This is a genomic window from Arthrobacter sp. 1088, from assembly GCF_031455315.1.
In the GTDB taxonomy this organism is placed as follows: domain Bacteria; phylum Actinomycetota; class Actinomycetes; order Actinomycetales; family Micrococcaceae; genus Arthrobacter.
Window position 1 is genome coordinate 308,648 of record NZ_JAVDSM010000005.1, and the last position, 22,406, is coordinate 331,053.

Here is a 22,406-nt window from a genome sequence, read left to right on the forward strand (position 1 = left end):
GCTTCGCTCTGATATCTCATTAAGGTTGTGCTATGCGTACCAATCCCACCGCAAGGGACCACACCAAGGCTTGGGTTCTTGATGCTGTCCTTTCAGAGGCGCCCTTGACGCGTACCAGGCTCATCGAGCTGACACGATTAAGCCAGGCCACGGTATCCCGGAAGGTGGATGAGCTTCGTTACGACGGTCTCGTCGTCGAACAGGGAGTCAACGCTGTTGCGCGTCGTGGCCGGCCCTCCACCTATCTGGATGTGCCCGGCACGGCGGGGCATGTTGTGGGCATCTCGTTCGGAGCACGGACCACTTGCGTCCTGGTGACGGACCTGCGGGGCCGCGAGGTCAGGCATGTGATCGTGCCCAGCTTGGAGGGCGGCGATGAAGAAGCCATCGCCGGGTGGTTGCTGGACCTGATTGTGGATACCAGCGATTCCGCCGAGGGGCCACTGCGCCAAATCGTCGCCGCCCTGCCTGGCCGTATCCGGACGGGTACGGCAATTCTTCAAGAGACGATTGAAGATCGGTTGAAGGCTCCCGTGGTGCTTGAGAGCGATGCCAGCGCATCCCTCCGGGGGATCCTGAAGGGTGACGCGACCATAGGAAACGCTGTTCTCTTCATGCTGAGTACGGAGCTGAGCTTCGCCAGTTGCACTGATCATGAAATCGCACAGGGCCGGACTTCGGCTTTCGGCCACCTTGGTGAGGTTCTGTTCGCCGGCGTTGGCAACGAGACACTCGAGGGACTGTTAAGCACAAAGGGACTCCTCCAATTCGCAAGTGGACGGGGACTGGACCTGGACGACATCCAAGCGCTCTGGTCCCAACCGAAGGATGCGGCGTCCCGCGCGGAGGTGCTTGAGGCATTTACGACGGCGGTGGTCGCCGCCGTCGGTGCCGTTGCCGTGACGCTTGACCCGGAGTCCGTATATTTCGTGGGCCGCCTGAGTCCGCTTGTGGACGAAGTCCTTCCTGAGGCACTCAGGCGTCTGGCGCAAATCCTTCCGGTAGTCCCTGGGATCACCGTGGTGCCGCAAGTCGTCGGACTCTCGGTGGCCCAGGGAGCGGCCTATGCGGGACTGGCGTTGGTCCAGTCCCGGCTCCGGGAATCTATGCTCGAAGCCCAGTAGCAACCACGGAATGAACCCGCGCGGTCTTTGGATAGTTTTCTGCTTCGCGCTGCTCCGTAGCGGGGAATTCAAAGAGATCAATCATCAATTGCTGCTCGTAGGCGAGACCCTGTGGGCTGGACATGATGACGTGTCCGTCAACGGAGAACTCCGCCCCGGTCCCGGACCAGCGCACACCGTATGTGTGCGGCGTGGTGGCATCAATGGGCAGCTGGATGTCCCGGACGTCGGTGGTCAGCCGGGGATCGTGGTGTGCCTTGATCCCGACTCGAACAGTGCTGCTGTCTGGCGCGATCTTGTCACCGAAAAGTTCAGCGATGCACAACTCCCCGGAGTCGGCCGGACTGGACTCTTCAAATCCCACCAACCATATTGCGAGCATGCAGGTCGGGTCCGCGCTTGCGCTCACCCTTACCTGGACCTCTCCCGTGACTGGGGTCCATAACCGGCGTGTCGGCTGGGGAGTCACCACCTGCAGTCCATCGAGTCGGTGGCGGTGTGTTCCCCGCGTGGTCCCGAGGCCCCCGGAGAAGGTTCCCGTTTGGAGATTACTGACCCGAAAGGGACCGTCGGCTTCACGCCAGGCAGGCTGGTCGGCATCAATACGCAACCGCAATCCGTCAACGTCGAAATCGTAGCGGGCCCGGGACCGGTCCGGCTCGGTCCATTGGGGAAGGTAGTGCTCAACCCAAAGGGCAGGGTTCAGTGCTGAATCGGTAAAGCGCTCATCAATGATTTCTCCGGTCATCAGCAAATCCTAGTTGAATAGGCCCAGCACTTTTCGGGACCAATCCGTTGACAATCTACAACCAACCCGAGTATTGTCGACAATCGACGGTACTTCTCAACGTGCTCTCGTCGACAATCGACGAGACCAAACAAAATCAAACTGGAGGAAAAAATGGCATTCGACATCAAGCCGAAGTTCGCAACGTTCGACATGAACGGAACACTGATCAAGTTCGCTATAGCCGACGCGACCCGTGCGGTCCTGGGCGAACGCCTGCCGGCGGAGCTCGCCGATGAATACCTGCAGGCCACCAAGGCATATCGGATCGATGAGTGCATGGGCGATTACAAGCCCTTCCACCAAATCATCGCCAACTCCATGGAACGCGCCTCACGCAGGCTCGGCCTTGAATACTGCGCGGCCGACGCAAGGGCGGTTTACGAAATTGTCCCCACGTGGGGCCCGTACCCGGGCGTGACCGAGGCCCTGAACCGCCTGGCCGAGGCAGTCCCCCTGGCCATCATCACTAACAGCGACACCGCGCATGCCGAGCGGCTTTCGGAAAACCTCCAAGCTCCGTTCGCAAGCGTCATCAGCGCCGAGCAGATGGGCATGTACAAACCCCGTCTCGGAGCGTTTGAGTACATGTTCGACAAGCTTGGCGTCACGCCCGACGAGATTGTGCACGTCTCCGCGAGCCCGATGTACGACCTGCGGTCCGCAGCCACCTTGGGCATCAAGAACAAGGTGTATGTAGATCGCGGCTTCGAACACGACGAGCACTGGCTCGGCTACGAGCGGATCACCGACATTGCCGAGCTCCCCGTCCTCTTCGGCCTTCCGCGTCCTGCTGCTTCCTAAGAAGGACTCGTTTACAGATGAGCGTCACTACGGCGGGCTCGGCTTTGGATCGACTCCGGGCCATGGGCCTGGAGCTTCCAACCCTTGCTGATAGCCCTTACTACGTGGACCACCGCGCGGTGGGTTCCAGCATCCACATCGCTGGCCAACTGCCATACAAGGACGGCGTCCTGCTGGGCCAAGGCGTCGTCGGCCGGGACGTGGGGCTGGAGACAGCGCGGGAGCTCGCCCGCCATGCCGCGCTCAATTGCCTTGCCGCGGCTGTGCAGGCGGTAGGAGACCTGGACCGGGTCCGGATCGTGCAGATGCTGGTGTTCGTGGCCAGCACGCCGGACTTCGGCCTGCAATCGCGGGTCGCCAACGCGGCCAGCGAATTGCTCATCGAAGTGTTGGGAGAGAACGGCCGGCACGCCCGCACAGCAATTGGCGTCGCCGGGCTGCCGGCCAACACTCCTGTAGAGATCCAGATGATCTGCACAGCCGCTTAGGCACGGACATGTTGGCGGTAAATTCATGAGGAGAACAGCGTGAACCGTATCCAGGGAGCATTCAACGCTCTGGTCGAACGGGTCGACACCCCGGCGCCGATCGTGCTGGTCGACGTTATGCAGGACAATATCGACCGCATGCAGGCCTTTGCTGCCCAGCAGGACCTTGATGTCAGACCGCATGTAAAAACGCACAAATGCGTCGAAATCGGCCGTCGCCAGGTCAAGGCCGGAGCTGTGGGAATCACCGCAGGCAATGTTGGTGAGGCCGAAGTCTTCGCCGCAGCCGGCTTCGACCATATCTTTATCGCCTACCCCATCTGGCCTTCGGGAACGAAAGGCCTTCGCATCCGCAAACTTGCGGTAACCACCCGGCTGCGGGTCGGCGTCGACAATTTCGCGGCGATCGATGCCCTTGCTGATGCGATGGGATCCGAGGCCGAACGGCTGCAGGTTGTCATCGAGGTGGACTGCGGTGCGCGTCGTTCCGGCGCACCACCCGAGTTCGCCGGCGAACTTGCCGCCGCCGCCCGGAGGCGGGGACTGGTGCCGGTGGGCGTCTTCACCTATCCAGGTCATGGAAGCGCCAGCCCGGACGCCCGCCAGCGTGCCGCCATGGACCAGGAAGCCGCGCTCACCACAGCGGTGCGGAGCTTCAGCGCTGTGGGCATCGGCGCAGACGTCGTCAGCGCCGGCTCAACACCCACCATCGAGTACGCCACGAGCAACGTGATTACCGAGATCAGGCCCGGCGAATACGTGTTCAATGACTTGAACAACATGCGGCTCGGGGCCTGCACCGAAGACCAGATCGCCCTGTTTGTCGCCGGCACAGTGGTCAGTGACTGGGTTCCCGATCAGGTCATTCTCGATGTAGGCACCAAGGCACTAGGCCGGGAAGGCAGTCCCCAGATCGGCTATGGCGCTGTCCCCGGGACGTCGGCCGTTCTCTCCAAGCTCAACGAGTACCACGGCTTCCTCCCCCTGCCTGCCGGCGATTTCCATCCCGGCGTCGGCAAGGTTCTCCCGATCGTGCCGAACCATGTTTGCCCGGTCGTGGTCAATTTCGAGGAGTACATCGTCACTGACAGCACGGGAACATCGCTGGAACGGTGGCGGGTGGATGCCCGCGGATTCCTGAGCTGATTCGTGGGAACCGTACGTCCGCCCCAGCCCGCAACCAAGCAACTTACCGACCAAGGAACGACCATCATGAGACTTGATAAGACCACTGCCGTCATAACCGGCGCCAGCAGCGGAATCGGGGAAGCAGTGGGTTCCCACTTCCGCCGCGAAGGCGCCCGGCTGCTGCTCACCGGCCGCAGGGAGCAACTCGACAGCGCCCAAACCGATGACGTGTACGTCCCTGGAGATCTCAATGACGAGGCATTCGTCGAAGGTCTCGCCCGCCAGGCCTCCGAAGCGTTCGGCACCGTGGACGTCGTCGTCCTTAACCATGGTCTGCAGGTAAGCGGCCCGCTGACGGAGATGGCGTATGAGGATGCCAGGAATGTGCTCCACAGCAACCTCCTCAGCGCCTTCCTGATGATGAAGCACTTTGCACCGTTGATGCCTGCTACGGGAGGCTCGTTCGTCCTGGTCAGTTCACGGCTGGGCATGGTTGGCAAGCCCGATGAAGTCCTTTACTCCGCGGCCAAGGGCGGCCTCATCATGCTCGCCAAGGGAGCCGCAATCGAGTGGGCCTCCCGCAACATCCGCGTCAACGTCGTCGCGCCGGGACTGACCGTCACCCCCGTCATCGAGGCCTCGTTCCAGCGCAGGCCCGATCCCGAGGCCTACCGGGCAGAACGCGAGGGGCAGATCCCGCTCCGGCGCCTGGCCACTCCGGAAGAAATTGCCGACGCCATACTTTTCATGGCGTCCCCGGAATCGTCCTACATCACGGGCGCTGTACTGCCCGTCGACGGCGGTTACACCGCTTTCTAAGCATCGCACCGCCTTCCACTGGCTCACCAACTCCCCACAAAGTAGGACAAGATGAAAGCCCTCACAGCAACACCCCGAAACGGAGACCTCGGCTTCTGGATGGCCGGACTCGCAGAAAACCGGCCAACGTACCCGCGTTTCGAAGGCGAAGGCTCCGTGGATCTGGCAATCATAGGCGGTGGCTACACAGGCCTCTGGGCGGCATACTTCGCCAAGAAGCTCGAGCCCTCACTCTCGGTGGCGGTTTTTGAAGCGGAACAGGTCGGCTACGGAGCCTCCGGGCGAAACGGCGGCTGGCTTTCGGCGATGCCCCCGGGAAACCGGGCCACCTTCGCCCGCGCATCCGGACAAGGGCTGGACGCAAGCCGGGCATTGCAGCAGGAGTTCGTGGCCGGCGTCGACTCCGTCCTTAATATCCTTCAGGCCGAGGGAATCGACGCGGACCAGCACAAGGGCGGCGCGCTCGTCGCTGCCCACACCAAGGCGGGGCTGGGCCGGCTGGTAGCCCGGCGTGACGCCGACTGGAAGTACGGGTTGACCGAAGACGAAGTCCACTTGCTCGACCGGGACGAATTCCAAAGCAGGATCAACATCTCCACCGTCCACGGCGGGCTCTTCTACAAGCCCTGCGCCCGCATTCATCCGGCAAAACTTGTCTACGGCCTGGCGGACACCCTGACGTCCATGGGGGTGGCGATCTACGAAAACAGCCGGATAACCAGCATCGACGGCAAAACCCTGACCTTGGCCAATGGACGGGTCGCGGCGGCCAAAACGTTCATCTGCACGGAAGGGTACTCCGGTCAGTTGCTGGGCAGCAGGTCCTTGATACCGATCAACTCCTCGATGATCGTGACCAAGCCACTCTCCGACGAGGCCTGGCAGCAGATCGGCTGGAACGGGCTTCAGTGCCTCAGCGATTCCGCACACACGTTCATCTATTCGCAGCGGACAGCGGACGGACGCATCGCCATTGGCGGCCGGGGAAGGCCCTACCGCTACGGCTCCGGAACGGGCGGCGCCGGTGCCACAGCCCAGTCAACTGTTGACTTGATCTCCACGAAGCTTCGGTCCTTCTTCCCGGGCATCCACCTCGAAGTGGACCACGCCTGGTCCGGAGTCCTGGGCGTCACCCGCGACTGGAACGGCGGCGTGCAATGGGACCAGGCATCCGGAATTGGCTCGTCCACGGGCTATGCCGGACACGGCGTTACAGCCGCCTATGTGGGCGGGCGGACACTCGCGGAATTGGCGTTCGAACGGCAAACGGAACGGACCACGCTCCCCTGGGTTGGGTACCGCGCACGGAAATGGGAACCGGAACCCATTCGCTGGATGGGTGTTCACGGCATGTACCGGCTTTTCGGTCTTGCTGATCAGTGGGAAGAGCGCAAGGATTCCACCAAGACGTCCCTCCTGGCCAGATTCGGCAGCAGGCTCGCCGGACTACACGAATAGAGAAACGCCCCCGGAGGCACACCATGAAGACCATAAGCAAGATCCAGGCTGCAGCCGCAGGGTTTGCACTGCTGCTGGCCCTCAGCGGGTGTGGCGGGACGACAAGCACGTCCCCAACAGATCCGAAAACGGCCGATATCTCCGTGGGCGTCCAGCCCGACGAAAAGGCCGTAAGCCTCCTGCCGGCGTCCTATAAGGACAAGGGCGAACTGACGGTCGCCATGGACTTGCACTACCCGCCGACGACGTTCCTTGCTGAAGACAACTCGACGCCGATCGGCCTGAACCCGGATATCGCCCGCCTGATAGCAAAGAAGCTCGGCCTGAAGCTGAAGTTCGAGAACACCGTCTTCGACACCATCATTCCTGGCATTGACGGTGGCCGGTACGACTTCACCGTCACCACCATGGCACCAACGCCGGAGCGACTGAAGGTCCTGGACATGATCGACTACTTCAAAGCCGGCAACTCAGTGGCCGTGGCCGCGGGAAATCCTTTGAAGCTCACCAACGAAACCCTGTGTGGGAAGAACATTGCCGTCACAGCAGGCTCCACAGGCCAACTCAAGCGACTCCCGGCCCTCTCGGAGCAGACCTGCACTTCCAAGGGGCAGCCCGCGATCAACGCCGTGACCCTGCCCAACGTCCAGGAGGCCCTGACACAGTTGGCGTCCAAGCGGATCGACGGCATCCTCTACGACACAACCTCCCTCGCCTGGGCCGAGAAGCAGCAGCCCAAATCGTTCACCATCCTGACTCCCCAGGTCAACGTCGGCTCCAGCGACTTGACGGCCATCGGCCTGAAGAAAGGCGCTCCCCTGACCCCCGCCCTCCAGGCCGCCGTCCAGTCCGTCCTGAACAGCCCGGAATACAAGAAATCCCTCTCGAATTGGGGCCTCGAATCCGGCGCTATCACCGATGCCAAGCTCAACTAGGAGACGTACTCCCCTCATGCAAACCATTAGCCACAGAAGCATGGGCTTTGCCCCCGAAACCCGCGAAACCCGCGCAACCCGTCAAACCCACGAAACCCGTCAAACAGCAGGCACCCTGCTGTTCATGCATGAAGATTTCGAGGTGGTCTGAGCCATGGACGGAAAACTCGCCGTCATCGGCCTGGGCAGCATCGGAAGCATGGCACTCTGGCAGGCTTCACGCCTTTCCGATTCCGTGGCCGGCTTCGAAACACACACCCCCGCCCATGGACGCAGCGCCGTAGGCGGGGATACCCGTCTGTTCCGCATGATCTACCGCGGCAGCCCCGCGCTCTATCCCATCCTGGAGCGCTCACGGGATCTCTGGGCAGAACTCGAGGCAGAAACGGGACAGGACATCCTCACCCGCTGTGGCGGGCTCTCCATCGGCACCACCGATGGGCCATACCTCCGCAGCGTTCTGGAGACTACCCGGATCAATGGGGCTGCCCACCGGATCCTGAACCGTGAGGAGATGGCCGAACGCTACCCCCAGCACAACCTCCGTGCTGACGACTCCGCGGTGTTCGACCCGAACGCCGGCGTCCTGCGGACTGACCGGGCGGTAACGGCAGCGATTGCAGCTGCACAGGCCAACGGGGCAACGGTCCTTGCCAACACTCCTGTTACCAGCATCCGGGAAACGAACGACGGCGTTGTGGTCACCTCCGGGGACACCTCCTGGACCTTCGAGAACGTCATCGTCGCCTCAGGGGGTTGGTCCCGGCGGCTCATGCCTGATGACTTGAAGGCGCACACTGAAACCCGCAGGGTTTTCCTGAGCTGGTTCGTTGCCCGCGACGCAGCACAGTTCACCCCGGAGAAGTTCCCCACCTTCAGCCGGATGTACGAGGACCGTTCCATGTACGGGGCACCCGCCGTTGACGGCGTTACCGTCAAAGCCACCCTGGACGGCCGAGGCACGGTGACAACGGACCCCGATGCTTTCCCCAGGGAACTGTCAACAGCCGAAATTGCCGACACGTTGGAAACCGTCACCGAGTTCCTGCCCGGCCTGGTTCCCAGCATCGTCCGCTCCGATGCCTTCCCGGACCTCTACAGCGAAGACCGCAATCCACTGGTGGGCTGGCTAGGTGGGTCAAGCAGAATCTACTGCGCCACAGGCTTCTCCGGAGGCGGTTTCAAGAATGCCACCGGCTTCGGCCACATCGCCGCGTACGAGGCGCTCGGTAAACAGTCGCTCGACGGCCTGGAATTCGTTCGCCCGGAACGGTTCAGGACGAGCTAAGCCGGTATAATCGACAATCGACAAGGGAGGCGGAACATGGACCGCAAGTTCACGTGGCAGGAACAGCGGATGACGACGCCGGACGGTGTCTACCGCGTTCTCCGCACCGCCATCCTGAACGGAACTGTGCCACCCGGTGAACAACTGCGCGAGACACACATCGCCGCAGACCTCGGTATCAGTCGATCCCCGCTCCGTGAAGCGCTGACAAAGCTCGAGGAAGAAGGGCTGGTAGTCAAGGTCCCCTTCCGGGGGTCCTTCGTCGTAGAAGTCAGCGCTCGTGACGTCGCAGAAATTGCATCGATCCGGGTACTCGTCGAGCCCTATGCTGCCGAGCTCTCAGCCCCCACCCTGCGGGGTCCCGAGCGGCTCCGGCTCAAGCAGACCATCGAGGAACTGTACCGGGCCACCGACACCAATGACATCCCCGGCAGCATTGACGCCCACCTTCGTTTCCACAGGCTCTTCTACGAATTTTCGGGAAATACCGCCCTGCAAAACATGTGGAACGGGTGGGAGAACAAGCTGCGCCTGTACCTAGCGGTCGATCACCGTACGTACAGCGACCTCCACGAAATCGCTGTTGAGCATGAGAAATTGGCTGAACTGGCGCTGGCCGGAGACTTCGATGCCTTCCGCCAGGAAATGGTCAGTCAATTCCAGAATGCCCTCCATGAAGAACCTCTACAGCAGAAGTAAGCGGGGCAGACGTAAACCGGCTGTCCGCGACGCTGGCCCGGCCTTAGTCCACGAACTCCGACTGCGTCTCAATGAAGTCCCAATCCTGCACAGTCAGCACCCCACTGACTTTGTCCGGATGAGGGCCGCCGGCCTCGGCAATATGCTGCAGGACCTGCAACGGAAGTTCCTCGGCACGCAGGTTTTCGCGTAGCCATTCCTTGCTGTCCAAGTGCAGGTCCAGCCACCACATGAAGATTTCCATCGCAGACCACCTTCCTTCGGATTAACCGTAGGCCGGGGCCGGGTTGTCTACAAGGGCTGCCCGTCTGCAGGTGTCGCTGCATAAGTGCAGGGCTTTCAGGGTCCCCGAAGAATCATGTCAAGATGCCCGTCTGGGTTGATTCGTGGAATCATTTGGTTTTGCCCGGAGGGTTGGTTGGGGTTTGGCTGCGCGTTTGGCGGTGGTCAGGGTCAGGAGGTCGGCGCTGAGGGCCTGGATCTGGCGCTGGATGGCGGCCGGATTCAAGGGCTTGTTTTCACGACGCAGTCTTGTTTTCACGTCCCGTGAGACAGTGCCGGTATCGGCCAGGACACGTTGGTAGGGCGTCGCGGGCGCGTCGTAGGTCTTGGTGATCTTCGCCCCGGTCCGGACCTTCGCGAGGAGTTTCTGTTGCGGTCCGAAATGGTTCGTCAGCAGCCGCTGCAGCGCCCAGATCCGGTTCAAGAGTTCCAGTTCGGCGGCGGTGTCGTAGCGGTGGTAGCCGACGGTCTGGCGGACGATGTGCCAGTTCTTCTGTTCCACGTGCGCCCCGTCGTTCTTGTTCCCGGAGCGGGATCGGGTGAACGTTAGGCTCTCCTGTTCGCACCAGGCCAGCAGCTCCCAGTTGATGAACTCCGTGCCGTTATCGGAATCGATGCCAAGGATGGGGAACGGGAACGCGGCGGTCGCGTCTTTGATGGCCGCGAAAACCCATTTCTGGGCCTTGTTCCGCACCGATCTGGTCTCGGTCCAGCCCGTTGCAATGTCGGTGATATCCAGCGTGAAACAGAACTCGCCCCGGCTGTTGCCACCCTCGTGGCCCACCAGATCGATTTCCACGAACCCGGGCACCGCGTCGTCCCATTCGGCCCAGGTCCGCATCGGGATGGAGTCTTTCAGCAGTGTCCCGGGCTTGGTGTGGGACCGGCCCCGGGGATCGAGTTTTGCCCGGTCCGGCTTGAGCCGGCGGTCAATGGTCGCCGGTGCGATACGCAGTAATTGCGCCGCCGTGCTGTCATCGATCTGCAGCTCGTTGAACCGGCGCAGGCGTGGCACCAGATCAGGCAGGGCCGCTGCGAGCAGCCGCCCGCACGGGGTCCCCTGCACCGCCCAGTAGAACCGCAGCGCCTCGATCACCGGCTCCCCGTAGAGCGGAGGCCGCGGCGCCCGCGGCCGGACCGGTTTCAACACCAGAGCCTGCCGCAAAGCCTTCCGGGCATGGTCCCGGTGCCAGCCCGTCGTCGCGCACAACTCGTTCAGAACCTGTTTCTTCGCCGCCCGGTCCGAGCGGGCATAACGGGTGGCAATCGCCTTGGTGACAGCCCTGCGTTCACTCATCGAAAGCTCCATGGCTCACACTGCCGAAGCGGCGGACACCAGCCCCGGCGGACACGCCGCTACGCGGGCATTCTCAAATGATTCCTCGAATACCGCTACGCGGGCATCTTTGATGAGTCAACGCGGGGTCTTGTGGGGAATCCGGCGAAGGGCCAATCTGTACCTAGGACGCTGGCGCACAGGTTTCAAGAACCCGTGCCGACGCCCGCTCGCACAAGGGATCCGCGATGGACTGTGACATCGAGCTGGAGATCGATACCGGCTCTGCACGCGGCGAATACACGGTGCACGTGGTCCGTGCTCCGGCGGGAGGCCACGCTTCGGGGATGTTCACCTTGGACGTTGAGGGCATCCTGGACCGGCTGCCCCAGCTTGAAGCGACCGTTCTTGCCTCTGCCGTGGCTGCCCGCCGCACCATGCCCGTGGCCGAGATGGCAGTCCGCGAAGTTGGTCAGCAGTTGTTCCAGGCGTTGTTCACCCGCGAGGTCTACGGCACGTACCGGGCCAGCCTGGGCGCGGCCCAACACGCAGGGCAGCAACTCAGGGTTGTCCTGCGGCTTGCCGCCCCGGAATTGGCTACCATGCCGTGGGAGACCCTCTTCGACCCCGAAACCGAGACGTATCTCTGCCAAACAGAACCCCTGTTGCGGCACATCCCTGCCCCTGACTACAACCAGAATCCCTTGGACGTTGCTCCCCCGCTGCGGATCCTTGGCATCGTCGCTTCGCCCAGGGACCTTCCTACCCTCGATGTCGATGCCGAGAAGGACCACCTGAGCAGGGCGTTGGCCGGTCCTGTAGCCGAGGGACGGGTGGAGCTGGTGTGGTCCAGGAGCGGAACCTGGGACGACGTCCAGTCCATGCTGCTTGCCGGCCCGTGGCATGTGGTGCATTTTGTGGGCCACGGCGATTACGATTCCCGGACCGATGAAGGCAGGATCGCCTTGGTGGGGCCGGATGGCAGGGCCGCGATGGTCCGGGCGGTGCGGCTCATGGCCTTGCTCAGTGTTGCTGCACCACGTCCGCGCCTGGTTGTGTTGAACTCTTGTTCCTCAGGCGAGATGGGCCAGTCGGACCTCTTTTCCGGCACCGCTTCCTCGTTGGTCAGGAGCGGGATAGGCGCCGTGGCGGCAATGCAATTCGCCATCAGTGACTCCGCGGCCATCGCCTTCGCCCATGGCTTCTACGCTGCGATCGCCAACGGCCGGACTGTGGACGAGGCAGCACGGGTCGGCAGGATCTCGGTCATGGCCAGCCCGGACGGCACACTCGAATGGGTCACTCCTGCCCTCTACGTCCGCGGCGGTTCCACCCAACTCTTTACGCTGCGTGGCACACCACGCTCAGCGGTTTCGGAAACACGTTCGACGCCGGCACCCCCCTTGGGCGGGCAGGCCGGCCAAGCTGGGGTCCCGACGCCGGCACCCACCTCGGGCGGGCAAGCGTCAGTCCCGCTGCAGGCCCCGGGAAGCTCGGGCGTGGGAGACGGCGCCGCCGCGAAGGCGGCACAAATCAACGCCGACCAGGCCATGAAGCGGGCCCAATTACGTGCCCTTTATGTCCAGGCCTCCGCGGAGTTAAGGGCACGGCGTTTCGAGCAAGCCGTTGAATTGTTCGATGACCTCCTGACCTTGGAGCCCGGCTACCGTGACGCCACGGCGCTAAGGGAGAGCGCGCAGCACCGGCTGGACATGTCCCGCACATACCGTGAGGCACTCGCTGCTGAAGAGGCAGGCGATTGGCTGGCCGCGGCGGACGGCTTTGCCCTGGTGCAGGACGATCCGGAATTCCCCGAAGCAGCAAGGCGCCGTCAGGACTGCGAGCGCCGTCAACGCATCTCCGACCTCCAGGGCGAACTCCGCTACCACTCGTCTTTGGGCTCGTGGGGAGCCGTGGTGGATGTATCAGCTGAACTTGCGACGCTCGATCCGGCCGCGGCCGACCCCGACGGACTTGCGAGCGCCGCAAGGGCCGAGATCGAGAAGTCGAAGCCACCAGAACCGGAGCTTGCAAAGCAGCCTTCCCCGGAAAGAGGTTCATATACGGTCGCGGACCTGCCTCCAGGGCCCCGGCGGCCAGAACCTCAGCGGCCAGCGGCGACCCCCGCAACGCGGATCCCGGCACCCACCCAGGTCCCGGCGTCGGGCATTCCATCCGCGAAACCGCCGCAACCAGCACTCGCCTGGACACCGCTCGCGTGGGCCGGTGCCGCCTTAGCGGTGGCTGGTGGCTTGGGGACGTGCATCGTGGTGTTCTTCATGTGGTTCGACGAGGCTTACTGGCAGGACAACGGCGGCGACATCGTGCTCCGGATCCTGTACGGCCTGCTGGCACCACTCGGTTATCTGCTGCTCATGGTCGCCGGGCTGCCTGGACGGACCGTACCAGCGCGTCTTGCGATGAGCGGCGTCGTGCTTTCCGCTGCGATCTTTGGGCTCGCCGGCTTGAACTACACGGTGGAAGTGACCGCGGTCGTGGCCAGTTTTATCCTTGCCGCCTTCGGACTTTGGGCGGGCATCCTGGCCCTAAAGGACCCGGTCGGGCGGACGTTTGCGTGGCTCCTCCTGCTGCCCACTGTGTTGCAACCGATCATCTGGATCCAAGGGAAAGGCGTGTTCATGGAGAGCTGGTACATGTCGCAGGCGCTGCCGTTGCTGCTGCATTTGATGCTTCTTTGCGCGGTGGGCGTGGTGTTCGTCGTGATGGCACGGCGGCCCCGCACTGTCCCCGCAGCAGGACCGGCAGCGGGACCTGAAGCGGGGCCTGCTGCCAAGGCGGGAACGTCGCCGTGAGCCGGCTGGTTGAGTTCACCACCGACGACGGCGGCACGGTAGTTGTGGAGGTCGCGAGCACAGCCGGGAGCATCGTGACCCGGGGTGGCGATCATGCGGGGGATCATTCCGGCGTTTTCGCGAGGGCGCAGCAGACGTTCCAGCGGGCCCTGGAGCATGTCCGACCCGCCGTACAGGGCGTGATTGATGAGCTTTTGAGCCTGGAGAACCGGCCTGACGAGGTCAGCGTGGAGTTCGGCATAGACCTCCACGCCGAGGCCGGGGCGTTCATTGCATCGGCCAGCACGGCGTCCAATTTCAAGGTTCGGCTGACGTGGAACAAACCACCCCAAACCAACTAGGTCGGTGAGCAGACAGCCTGTTCAAGGACTGCTCGCGGCGCAACAATAAGGTATGGCTGCGGAGAATTTCAGCGGACGGATTCCTTTGGTTGTGGGCGTCCTGCCCGACCAGCATGTGGAGGTGCTGCAAACGGCCCGGACGCTGGCTGAACAACTCGGCGTGCCGCTGGTTTGTGCGTACGTGGACGAGGCCAGCTACCTCGTGGAATGGGACCCTGCGCGGGAGACACACCGGATGTCGCTTCATCCGGAGAAGGATGACGAGGACGTCGCAGCTGTTCGCAGTGACCTGGGCAAGCTCATCGGCGAGGCCATGGATGGCGGCTCAGCGGATTGGACTTTGCGGTTGCTCGCCGGAGACCCCGCACGCGCGTTGGGCCGGCTCGCCGAGGATATCCATGCCTCGATGATCATTGTTGGAACGCCGGAACCTGGCTTGGGCCACCGCATTTCCGAGGCTTTGAACGGCTCTGTGGCGGCCTGGCTGAGCCACCACCAACGCCGGCCCGTGCTGATTGTGCCGCAGAGAAAGCCCCAGGAAGCTGGCCGTAAAAACTAAAGTGAAAGTACTTATTCGAGGTGGTGGCAATGCCGTCGCGCCCAACGTAGAGTGATTACTGCAGGACGGCGAAAGCACCTGCTCAAAGACCGCTCCGGAGTGCGTATCCCCCAATAACGCACTCCGGAGCTCTTTGTTTAACACTCAGAGGTGGCCGCAGCTACCTCATGAAGCAGCTACCTCACGAACGTGTACAGCAGCGCCGCCATAGCGAAGCCCACGATGGACAACACGGTCTCCAGCACGGTCCAGGTCTTCAGGGTGTCCTTGACGGACATGTTGAAGTACTTGGAGATGATCCAGAAGCCGCCGTCATTGACGTGGCTGGCAATGATGGAGCCCGAGGAGATGGCCACCACGATCAGGGCGAGCTGCGGCTGGGAGTAACCGGAGGCAAGGCTTGGGGCCAGGATGCCACCGGTGGTTACGATCGCCACGGTTGCCGAGCCCTGCGCAATGCGCATGCCCGCGCTGATCACGAAGGCGGAGAGGATGATCGGCAGGCCGGCCTGGGCCAGCGAGTCGGCCACAGCCTTTCCTACACCGGTAGCCGAGAGAACCGCGCCGAAGAAGGCACCGGCGCCAACAACCAGCAGGATCATGCCCACGGGACGCAGCGATGAACCGGTGATTTCGCTGAGTTCGGCGGAGCTCATGCCGCGTCGGATGCCCAGGAGCCACATGGCCAGCAGTACGGCGACGGTCAGCGCGATGGCCGGGTTGCCGAAGAACTGCAGGACGTCCCGGAATACACCGGGAGGAGCAAAGATGTTGCCGAAAGTGCCGCCGAGGATGAGGATCATGGGCAGGCCGATGGCCAGCAGCACCAGTCCAATGGACGGCTCGTGGCCCTTGGCTTCCTCGGCCTCGGGGACAATCCGGTCCTCGGGAACATTGACCATGACGCGCTTGCCGATCCACGTGCCCCACAAAATACCGGAAGCGAACCAGGCCGGGATACCGCAGATAAGGCCCATGAGGATGATCCAGCCAAGGTCAACATGGAAAAGGCCGGCGGCAGCGACGGGTCCGGGGTGCGGTGGCAGGAAGGCGTGCGTCACGGAGAGGCCGGCCAGCAATGGAAGTGCGTAGAGTGCCAGCGACTTGCCACCGCGGATTGCAGCGACGTAAACCAACGGCGCCAGGACGAAGATACCGATATCGAAGAACACCGGGATACCCAGCACAAAGCCGGTGATGCCCATCGCGAGCGGGGTGCCCTTTTCGCCGAAGATCTTCACGAGCCTGCCGAGCAGCACTTCCGCGCCACCGGACCGTTCGAGGATGGCACCGAGCACTGTGCCAAGGCCGATGATCACTGTGATGTGGCCGAGGATGCCAGCGAAGCCCTTCTCAATCAGGGCGTCACTGCTCTTGGTGGCCGAGCCGACCAAGGCTTCCACTGAGACCCCACCCACCAACGCCACGATCACGCCGGTTCCCACCAGGGCGATGAACGGTTCGAGCTTGACCTTGATGATCAGGAACAGCAGGAGGGCAATGCCCGCGCCTGCCAGGAGGAGCAGGCCGGCGGTGTCGTGCCGCAGCCATTCGAGGAATTCATTCATGGGGGTTTCTTTCTGGGTGAGTCCTACTTGAGGGTGCCGGTAAGCGCGGCGGCACGGGCCGCGATGTCTGCCCAGTTGCCTGCAGCTACTGCTGCGGGCGGGACCACGCTGGTGCCGCAGCAGACTGCGGCAGCACCGGCGTCGAGGTAGCTCTTGGCGTTGGAAGCGTCGATGCCTCCTGAAGGCAACAAGCGGATGCCCGGGTAGGGGCCTTGCAGGTCCTTCAGATACGCCGGCCCAAGCTGTCGGGCAGGGAAAATCTTGACGACGCCGGACCCAAGGTCAAGTGCCTGTGCCACTTCGGTGGGCGTCATGGCTCCGAGGCTGAACGGGATGCCGGCGGCCACGGCGACGGCTGCAACCTCGGGCCGGATGCCTGGTGTTACCAGGAACCTGGCTCCAGCGTCGATCGCTGCGCGGGCTTGGTCTGCGGTCAGGACCGTGCCGATTCCGACGGCGGCACCGTGGTCCGCCGCGGTCTCTGCCGCGCGCTTGACGTGCTTGAGCGCATCCGGGGTGGTGAACGTCAGTTCCACGCTGCGGATGCCGCCGTCGGCCAGTGCCCGGCAGAGATCCGCGGCGTCCGTGATGGACGGAGCGCGGACCACGGCGAGGGTGCGGTCGGCTTCGAGCTGCTGGATGAATTCTTCAGGAGTCATTGGGTGGTACTGCTTCCTTCTCGGGTGAGTCCGTCACGGCTTCGACGCAGGGCACGGCCGGCGCGGGCACCGGTGGGCCGGCCGCCGTCGATCGCTGCTGCGCCGTTGACGAAGACGTAATGGATGCCGCTGGCGGCTTGGCGGGGATTCTCAAAAGTGGCTTCGTCGCGGATGGTTTCCGGGTCGAAGAGCACGACGTCGGCCGCGTAGCCTTCGCGGACCAGGCCCCTGTTGTGGAGCTTGAGTCGTGCGGCGGGACGGCCCGTCAGGTGATGGACCGTTTCCTCGAGGCTGAGCAATCCGAGATCGCGGGAGTAGTGGCCGAGGTAACGAGGGAAAGTTCCCCATGCCCGGGGGTGTGGCTTGGCGCCGACCAAGAGGCCGTCGCTGCCGCCGGTGTGGGTGCGGTGCTTCATGATGGCCTGGACGTTTTCCTCGTGACCCACGTGTTGCAGGATTCCGGTGCCGAGGCGGTCTTCGGTGAGGATCCGCACGAAGACATCGAACGGTTCCTCGTTGGTCTCGGCGGCGATCTCCTTGATGGTCTTCCCGACATAGCCGGCGAGCGCCGGGTTCTGGACGCCGCTGATTTCCAGGGTGTCCCACTCGGCAACTACGCCATGGCAGCCGTCGGATCCGTAGATCTCCACGGCTTCCCGGATGCGTGCGCGGGTCTCGGGGTCTTTGAGACGGGCAAGCGTCGCTTCCGTGCCTCCGGACGATGCCCAGCTGGGGAGGATCGCGGAGAGCGTCGTGGCTCCGGGGAGGTAGGGGTAGGTGTCCAGGGTGATGTCCACGCCGTCATCAAGCGCGCTATCGATCAGCTCAAGGAGTTCGCCTGCCCGGCCCTTGTTCTCCGCGAAATTCATGGTTGCGTGGGAGAGGTGCAGCGCGCAGCCTGTGTCCCGGCTCAGGCCGATCATCTCGGCGTAGGCATCCAGTGCGCCCTTGCCGTAGGAACGGTGGTGCGGCGCATAAAAGCCGCCCAGCTCGCCAACAGTCCTGCAGAGGCCGGCGAGTTCTTCGGTCTGCGCGTACATGCCCGGCGTGTAGGTCAGGCCGGAGGACATTCCCACGGCGCCTTCCTCCATCGCGGTGCGGATCACGTCTTGCATCTGCTGCTGTTGCTGCGGGGTGGGATCACCTTCGGCGAAGCCCATCACCATGGCCCGGACGGTTCCCTGCGGGACGAGGTAAGCGGCATTGGTTGCGATCCGGCCTGTAGTGCCATCGTCGTCGGTGCTTTCGTCATCCAGCCGATCCAGGTACTCACGCACGGTCCGCCAATTCCAGTCGAAGTCCGCCGGGTTGTCGTTCCACCCGGCGATCTTCTCCCGCACACCTGCAAGAGTGGCATCATCCACGGGTGCGTAGGACAGGCCGTCCTGGCCCAGCAGTTCCGTGGTGACGCCTTGGCTGAGCTTGGCGTAATGCTGCCGGTTAACAAGCAGCTGCAGATCAGAATGCGCGTGCATGTCGATGAAACCAGGGCTCAGGACCAGGCCCGTGGCGTCGATGGTGCGATCGGCCCCGCTTTCGCCTGCGGTGAGGGTTCCGGCGTCGACGACGGCGGCAATCACCGCGCCGTCCAACAGGACGTCCGCCGGGCGGCGGTCCGCTCCGGTTCCGTCCACCAAGGTGGCGTTGCTGATGAGGGTCTTCATGGCGTTCGTCCTAGAAGAAGGTATGGATGAGGTCGACGACGGTCTGGTCACCGTTGGTGTCTGCGAGTACCGGGATGACGCTCCATTTGTCGAAGGCTGTGCAGGGGTGGGACAGGCCCAGACGGACGACGTCGCCGGGACGAACGGTGGTGGTTTTGGTGTCGAAGGTCATGAAGGAATGCTGATCGTTGACCGAGGTGATTTCGGCCCCAACCAAAGGCTCCATGGCTCCGCCGAGAACCGGTCCGATGAACTGCGGCTCGGGCAGGCCTTCGTCGAACGGGAGGTCCCGCTTGCCGGCGTCGAGGATGGCAAGGCCCGGCTCTGTCTGCGAAACCACGCGTGCCCAGCCATGCATTGCGGCATGGAATGGTTGATCGCCTTCCCGGGAAAACGGCGAGATTCCGCGGTAGAAGCCGTCGTCGTGGATGATGTAGGCGCCGCTGCGGATCATGAGGTCCACACTGGGATCTCCCATTTCGGCGCCGGTGCTGATACAGGGCGAGAGAACGGAGATGACGTCGTCGAAGTACGCGCTGCCTCCTGCCGTGATGATCACCGACCCGGAACCGTAGAGGCCTTCGGCGAGGAGTTCCTCGTGAAGCAGCCGCATCTGGGCGAGGTAGCCGCGGACGACGCCCAGTCCGGCGTCGTCCGCGGTGTGCGCGAGCGAGCCTTCATAACCGCTGACGCCTACCAAACGCAGGTTCGGTGAGGCGGAGATCGCGCGGGCAACCTGCATCGCGGCGTCAACACCCCGGGCGCCTGTCCGGCCGCCGTGGGCCCCGAGCTCCACGAGCACGTCCAGCACGGCATCGCTCCCGGTGAGCACGCGGTTAAGAACTTCCACCGTTTCCACGGAATCCACCCAGGACAGGATGGGCGCTTCGGCAGTGGCGTTGGCTGCGACCCACTCGATGGCGTGCGGATCCGTGAGGCTGTTGGCGAGCTGAAGGTTTGCGACGCCGAACTCGCGGGCTACGCGAAGCTGCGCGAAGTTGGCCAGGGTGATGCCCCAGGCGCCGCGGTTGAGCTGTTCAGTCCAGAGCTGCGGAGCCATGGTGGTCTTGCCGTGCGGGGAAAGCACCACGCCGTGTTCCTTGCACCAGTCAGCCAGGCGATCGGCGTTGGCCTGGAGCGCCGTGTTATCGAGTGTCAGCAGCGGCGTCTGCAGATCGCCCAGGGTGTGCTTGGCGGCGAGGAATTCGGCGTGCGTGATCCCGTTGGCGGTTGCCGGAATGGCCTTGTGCCGCCAATCAAGCTGACGGCCTGCAAGGCCGGCCACGGCATGTGCCGAGATGGCTTCGGAAGTGTTCACGGGTTCATTCCCTTCGCGGGGCTGCGTTTTTGAAGCTGCGGTGTGGGCTGTTCAGTATGCGATTCTCAGTTGCGTTGCGTATTTTGCAACGCTGGTTGCAAACCTGTTGGTGATATGTCTAACATGGTGGCGGATGGAGAGTCAAGACCGCTGAGAAGCGCACAACTAGTGGGAGAACGATGCTGTCAGCTGTATGCGTTGGCGAGACGATGGCCATGCTCACCCCAGCCCAAGCTGTTCCCCTGCACCAAGCCACGGAGCTCCACTGCGGGATCGGCGGTGCAGAGTCGAACGTTGCCATGGGATTGGCTGCCATGGGCCTGGACACGCACTGGGTCAGCCGGGTGGGCCACGATGGCTTCGGCACTCGCATTCTGGACGACCTCCGGGCGCACGGGGTGGGAGTCACCGGCGTCGAGGTGGACGAATCCCGGCCAACCGGCCTCTACGTGAAGGTCCCCGCCCAGGAATCAGATCCCGACGGCGGCAGTTCAGTTTTGTACTACCGGCAAGGTTCCGCGGCGTCGGCCATGGGACCCGGCACACTTTCCAATCCCGCCGTTTCCTCACTGCTGGAGAACGCAGCGCTGATCCATCTGAGTGGCATCACCGCTGCCCTGTCCCCCGAGTGCCTGTCTCTCTTGGGAGCCTTGCTGGCCGAACCCCGGAACGGGCGCATCGTCAGCTTCGACGTGAACTGGCGTGCCGCTCTTTGGGCAGGCCAAGACCGTTCCGTCCTGCAGCGTCTGGCGAACCGGGCCGACGTCGTGCTTGTTGGAAAAGACGAAGCCGAGCACGCCTTCGGCACCACAGATGAAGCCGAACTCCGCCGTTTGATGCCGGACCCTCAAGTGCTGGTCATCAAGAACGAGGCGATCAGCGCAATCTCCCTCGACCGGAGTGGCACGCGGGAAGAGGTTCCCGCACTGTCCGTCGCCGTCGTCGAGCCTGTGGGCGCAGGCGACTCGTTCGCCGCCGGTTACCTCAGCGGCATGCTGTTTGGGCTCGGCCAGAAAGCGAGCCTGCGCAGGGGGCACGTCGCAGCCGCCTGCACCTTGACTGTTCATGGCGACCGCGGTCCCCTACCCGACGCCGGGGAGCTCGCGGCTATCCTCGATTCTTCGGATGAGGACTGGGCTGCTATCCATGTTGAAGAGGGACATTTCAACACCAGAACCGGAGCGTGACATCTTGAGCCAGAGCCTCATGCGGGCCATCGACCTGCTCGCAGAACTCGCAGCGAAGCCCGCCACCCTTGACGAGCTCTCGTCCAAAGCATCCGTGCACAAGACCACCGTGATGCGGCTCCTGCACGCCATGGAGGAGAAACGGTTCGTTGTGAGGGACGAAGAGCAGCGGTTCATGCTGGGTTCCAAACTGTTCGAACTGTCATCGCTGGCCCTGGAGCAGCGGGACATCCGCAAGGTAGCGCACCCGCACCTGGCCGAACTGAACGGGCGGACTGGGCACACCGTGCACTTGGCCGCATTCGAAGGGAATGAGGTGGTGTACATCGACAAGTTCGAGTCGCACCACCCCGTCCGCATGTACTCGCGCATCGGCCTGACTGCATCGCTGCACTCGGCCGCTGTGTCCAAAGTCCTCCTCGCCGACATGCCGCGCAGCCGGCAGGAAAAGATTGCCGCGGGGCTGGACTACGTAAAAGTTACCGAGAACACCCTGACCTCGCCGGAGGCCCTGCTGGCCGAACTCGAGCAGGTCAGGGAACAGGGCTGGGCCCACGACAACGCCGAGCACGAAGCATTCGTGCACTGCATCGCGGCCCCCATCCGCGACGCCAGCGGCGCCGTTGTTGCCGCAGCCTCTTGTTCGGTACCGGTAGTAATGCTCAGCTATGAAGGCTTGCTGGAGCTGCTGCCCGACCTCAAAGCCAGCACCGAGGCCATCTCGAAAGACCTCGGCTGGATCAGCCACGAAAGGAACTCAGCATGAGTGAAAAGACCGTAGTACTGACCGAAAACGCCCCCGCCCCGGCGCACGTATTCTCCCAGGGCATCAAGAAGGGCGGCATGTTCCAGGTCTCCGGCCAGGGCCCCATGGATCCCGCCACCAACCAGTACATCGGTGAGGGCGACGTCCGCGTCCAGACCCGTCGCACGCTGGAGAACGTCAAGGCCATCCTCGAAGCCGGCGGGTCCTCCGTTGAAGACGTCCTCATGTTCCGCGTCTACCTCACCACCCGCGACGACTTCGCCGCCATGAACGAGGTTTACGGCGAGTTCATCCGCGAGAACGTCCCCAGCGGTCTGCTGCCGAGCCGCACTACTGTCTTTGTTGACCTCCCCCACGAGGTCATGCTGGTGGAGATCGACGCCCTGGCTGTCACTGCCTAATCCTGGCTGCGACACCCACTTTCGTTAGAGCCACAGTTTCGG

General features: G+C 63.2%; 23 protein-coding genes. 16 read left to right on the forward strand and 7 right to left on the reverse strand.

Going from position 1 to position 22,406, the window contains the following annotated elements:
• Positions 1-32: 32 nt before the first annotated feature.
• Positions 33-1,124: an ROK family protein gene (locus J2Y41_RS10150; RefSeq protein WP_309928316.1), complete on the forward strand. Its 1,092-nt coding sequence runs from the start codon at positions 33-35 to the stop codon at positions 1,122-1,124.
• Here the strand turns inward: J2Y41_RS10150 and J2Y41_RS10155 are convergent.
• Positions 1,105-1,872 (reverse strand): glycoside hydrolase family 16 protein, encoded by a 768-nt coding sequence (locus J2Y41_RS10155; protein ID WP_309928317.1) that lies wholly within the window; start codon positions 1,870-1,872, stop codon positions 1,105-1,107. The genes J2Y41_RS10150 and J2Y41_RS10155 overlap by 20 nt on opposite strands.
• Positions 1,873-2,025: 153 nt before the next feature.
• Here J2Y41_RS10155 and J2Y41_RS10160 point away from each other — a divergent pair, with 153 nt between their 5' ends.
• From J2Y41_RS10160 to J2Y41_RS10200, 9 genes are all read left to right on the forward strand, one after another.
• Positions 2,026-2,715, forward strand: a complete 690-nt coding sequence (locus tag J2Y41_RS10160) for a haloacid dehalogenase type II (RefSeq protein WP_309928318.1) — start codon at positions 2,026-2,028, stop codon at positions 2,713-2,715.
• A gap of 17 nt (positions 2,716-2,732) precedes the next feature.
• Entirely contained in the window at positions 2,733-3,203 is a 471-nt protein-coding gene (locus J2Y41_RS10165; RefSeq protein WP_224092830.1) for a RidA family protein, read from the forward strand.
• Between the two features lie 39 nt (positions 3,204-3,242).
• Entirely contained in the window at positions 3,243-4,349 is a 1,107-nt protein-coding gene (locus tag J2Y41_RS10170; protein ID WP_309928319.1) for an alanine racemase, read from the forward strand.
• 66 nt (positions 4,350-4,415) lie between these two features.
• Entirely contained in the window at positions 4,416-5,150 is a 735-nt protein-coding gene (locus J2Y41_RS10175; RefSeq protein ID WP_309928320.1) for an SDR family NAD(P)-dependent oxidoreductase, read from the forward strand.
• A 51-nt stretch (positions 5,151-5,201) separates the two neighbouring features.
• Entirely contained in the window at positions 5,202-6,608 is a 1,407-nt protein-coding gene (locus tag J2Y41_RS10180; protein WP_309928321.1) for an FAD-dependent oxidoreductase, read from the forward strand.
• Positions 6,609-6,631: 23 nt separating this feature from the next.
• Complete coding sequence (locus tag J2Y41_RS10185; RefSeq protein WP_309928322.1) at positions 6,632-7,543, forward strand: ABC transporter substrate-binding protein; 912 nt, start codon at positions 6,632-6,634, stop codon at positions 7,541-7,543.
• Positions 7,544-7,559: 16 nt separating this feature from the next.
• Positions 7,560-7,694 carry a hypothetical protein gene (locus tag J2Y41_RS10190; RefSeq protein ID WP_309928323.1) on the forward strand — a complete coding sequence of 45 codons (135 nt, stop codon included), beginning with the start codon at positions 7,560-7,562 and terminating at the stop codon, positions 7,692-7,694.
• A gap of 3 nt (positions 7,695-7,697) precedes the next feature.
• The gene (locus J2Y41_RS10195) at positions 7,698-8,831 is read left to right on the forward strand and encodes an FAD-dependent oxidoreductase (protein WP_224165831.1); all 1,134 of its coding nucleotides are present in this window, start codon (positions 7,698-7,700) and stop codon (positions 8,829-8,831) included.
• A gap of 36 nt (positions 8,832-8,867) precedes the next feature.
• Positions 8,868-9,530, forward strand: a complete 663-nt coding sequence (locus J2Y41_RS10200) for a GntR family transcriptional regulator (RefSeq protein WP_224092819.1) — start codon at positions 8,868-8,870, stop codon at positions 9,528-9,530.
• A gap of 43 nt (positions 9,531-9,573) precedes the next feature.
• Here the strand turns inward: J2Y41_RS10200 and J2Y41_RS10205 are convergent, their stop codons facing one another.
• Both J2Y41_RS10205 and J2Y41_RS10210 read right to left on the reverse strand, forming a co-directional pair.
• Entirely contained in the window at positions 9,574-9,774 is a 201-nt protein-coding gene (locus J2Y41_RS10205) for a hypothetical protein (protein WP_224092810.1), read from the reverse strand.
• Positions 9,775-9,891: 117 nt separating this feature from the next.
• The gene (locus J2Y41_RS10210; RefSeq protein ID WP_309928324.1) at positions 9,892-11,109 is read right to left on the reverse strand and encodes a transposase family protein; all 1,218 of its coding nucleotides are present in this window, start codon (positions 11,107-11,109) and stop codon (positions 9,892-9,894) included.
• 227 nt (positions 11,110-11,336) lie between these two features.
• Here J2Y41_RS10210 and J2Y41_RS10215 point away from each other — a divergent pair, with 227 nt between their 5' ends.
• From J2Y41_RS10215 to J2Y41_RS10225, 3 genes are read left to right on the forward strand one after another with little or no spacing between them, the layout of a single operon-like run.
• Entirely contained in the window at positions 11,337-13,901 is a 2,565-nt protein-coding gene (locus tag J2Y41_RS10215) for a CHAT domain-containing protein (protein WP_309928325.1), read from the forward strand.
• Entirely contained in the window at positions 13,898-14,242 is a 345-nt protein-coding gene (locus J2Y41_RS10220) for a CU044_2847 family protein (RefSeq protein ID WP_224092806.1), read from the forward strand. The genes J2Y41_RS10215 and J2Y41_RS10220 overlap by 4 nt, the downstream gene beginning before the upstream one ends.
• A 52-nt stretch (positions 14,243-14,294) precedes the next feature.
• Complete coding sequence (locus J2Y41_RS10225) at positions 14,295-14,801, forward strand: universal stress protein (protein WP_224092804.1); 507 nt, start codon at positions 14,295-14,297, stop codon at positions 14,799-14,801.
• Positions 14,802-14,977: 176 nt separating this feature from the next.
• On the opposite strand, the gene J2Y41_RS10230 is transcribed toward J2Y41_RS10225, so the two are convergent.
• The 4 genes from J2Y41_RS10230 to J2Y41_RS10245 are packed head-to-tail and all read right to left on the reverse strand — an operon-like array spanning position 14,978 to position 20,010.
• Complete coding sequence (locus tag J2Y41_RS10230) at positions 14,978-16,369, reverse strand: GntP family permease (protein WP_224092802.1); 1,392 nt, start codon at positions 16,367-16,369, stop codon at positions 14,978-14,980.
• Between the two features lie 23 nt (positions 16,370-16,392).
• The gene (locus J2Y41_RS10235; RefSeq protein ID WP_309928326.1) at positions 16,393-17,028 is read right to left on the reverse strand and encodes a bifunctional 4-hydroxy-2-oxoglutarate aldolase/2-dehydro-3-deoxy-phosphogluconate aldolase; all 636 of its coding nucleotides are present in this window, start codon (positions 17,026-17,028) and stop codon (positions 16,393-16,395) included.
• Positions 17,025-18,692: a D-aminoacylase gene (locus J2Y41_RS10240; RefSeq protein ID WP_309928327.1), complete on the reverse strand. Its 1,668-nt coding sequence runs from the start codon at positions 18,690-18,692 to the stop codon at positions 17,025-17,027. The genes J2Y41_RS10235 and J2Y41_RS10240 overlap by 4 nt, the downstream gene beginning before the upstream one ends.
• Before the next feature lie 10 nt (positions 18,693-18,702).
• Positions 18,703-20,010, reverse strand: a complete 1,308-nt coding sequence (locus J2Y41_RS10245) for an alanine racemase (protein WP_309928328.1) — start codon at positions 20,008-20,010, stop codon at positions 18,703-18,705.
• 179 nt (positions 20,011-20,189) lie between these two features.
• Here J2Y41_RS10245 and J2Y41_RS10250 point away from each other — a divergent pair, with 179 nt between their 5' ends.
• Genes J2Y41_RS10250 through J2Y41_RS10260 form a run of 3 tightly spaced genes read left to right on the forward strand, consistent with a single transcriptional unit; the run spans position 20,190 to position 22,364 of the window.
• Positions 20,190-21,197 (forward strand): sugar kinase, encoded by a 1,008-nt coding sequence (locus tag J2Y41_RS10250; protein WP_309928329.1) that lies wholly within the window; start codon positions 20,190-20,192, stop codon positions 21,195-21,197.
• A complete protein-coding gene (locus J2Y41_RS10255; protein ID WP_309928330.1) occupies positions 21,157-21,963 on the forward strand; it encodes an IclR family transcriptional regulator in 807 nt (268 codons plus the stop codon). The genes J2Y41_RS10250 and J2Y41_RS10255 overlap by 41 nt, the downstream gene beginning before the upstream one ends.
• Positions 21,960-22,364 (forward strand): RidA family protein, encoded by a 405-nt coding sequence (locus J2Y41_RS10260; protein ID WP_024818727.1) that lies wholly within the window; start codon positions 21,960-21,962, stop codon positions 22,362-22,364. The genes J2Y41_RS10255 and J2Y41_RS10260 overlap by 4 nt, the downstream gene beginning before the upstream one ends.
• The last annotated feature ends 42 nt before the right edge of the window (positions 22,365-22,406 follow it).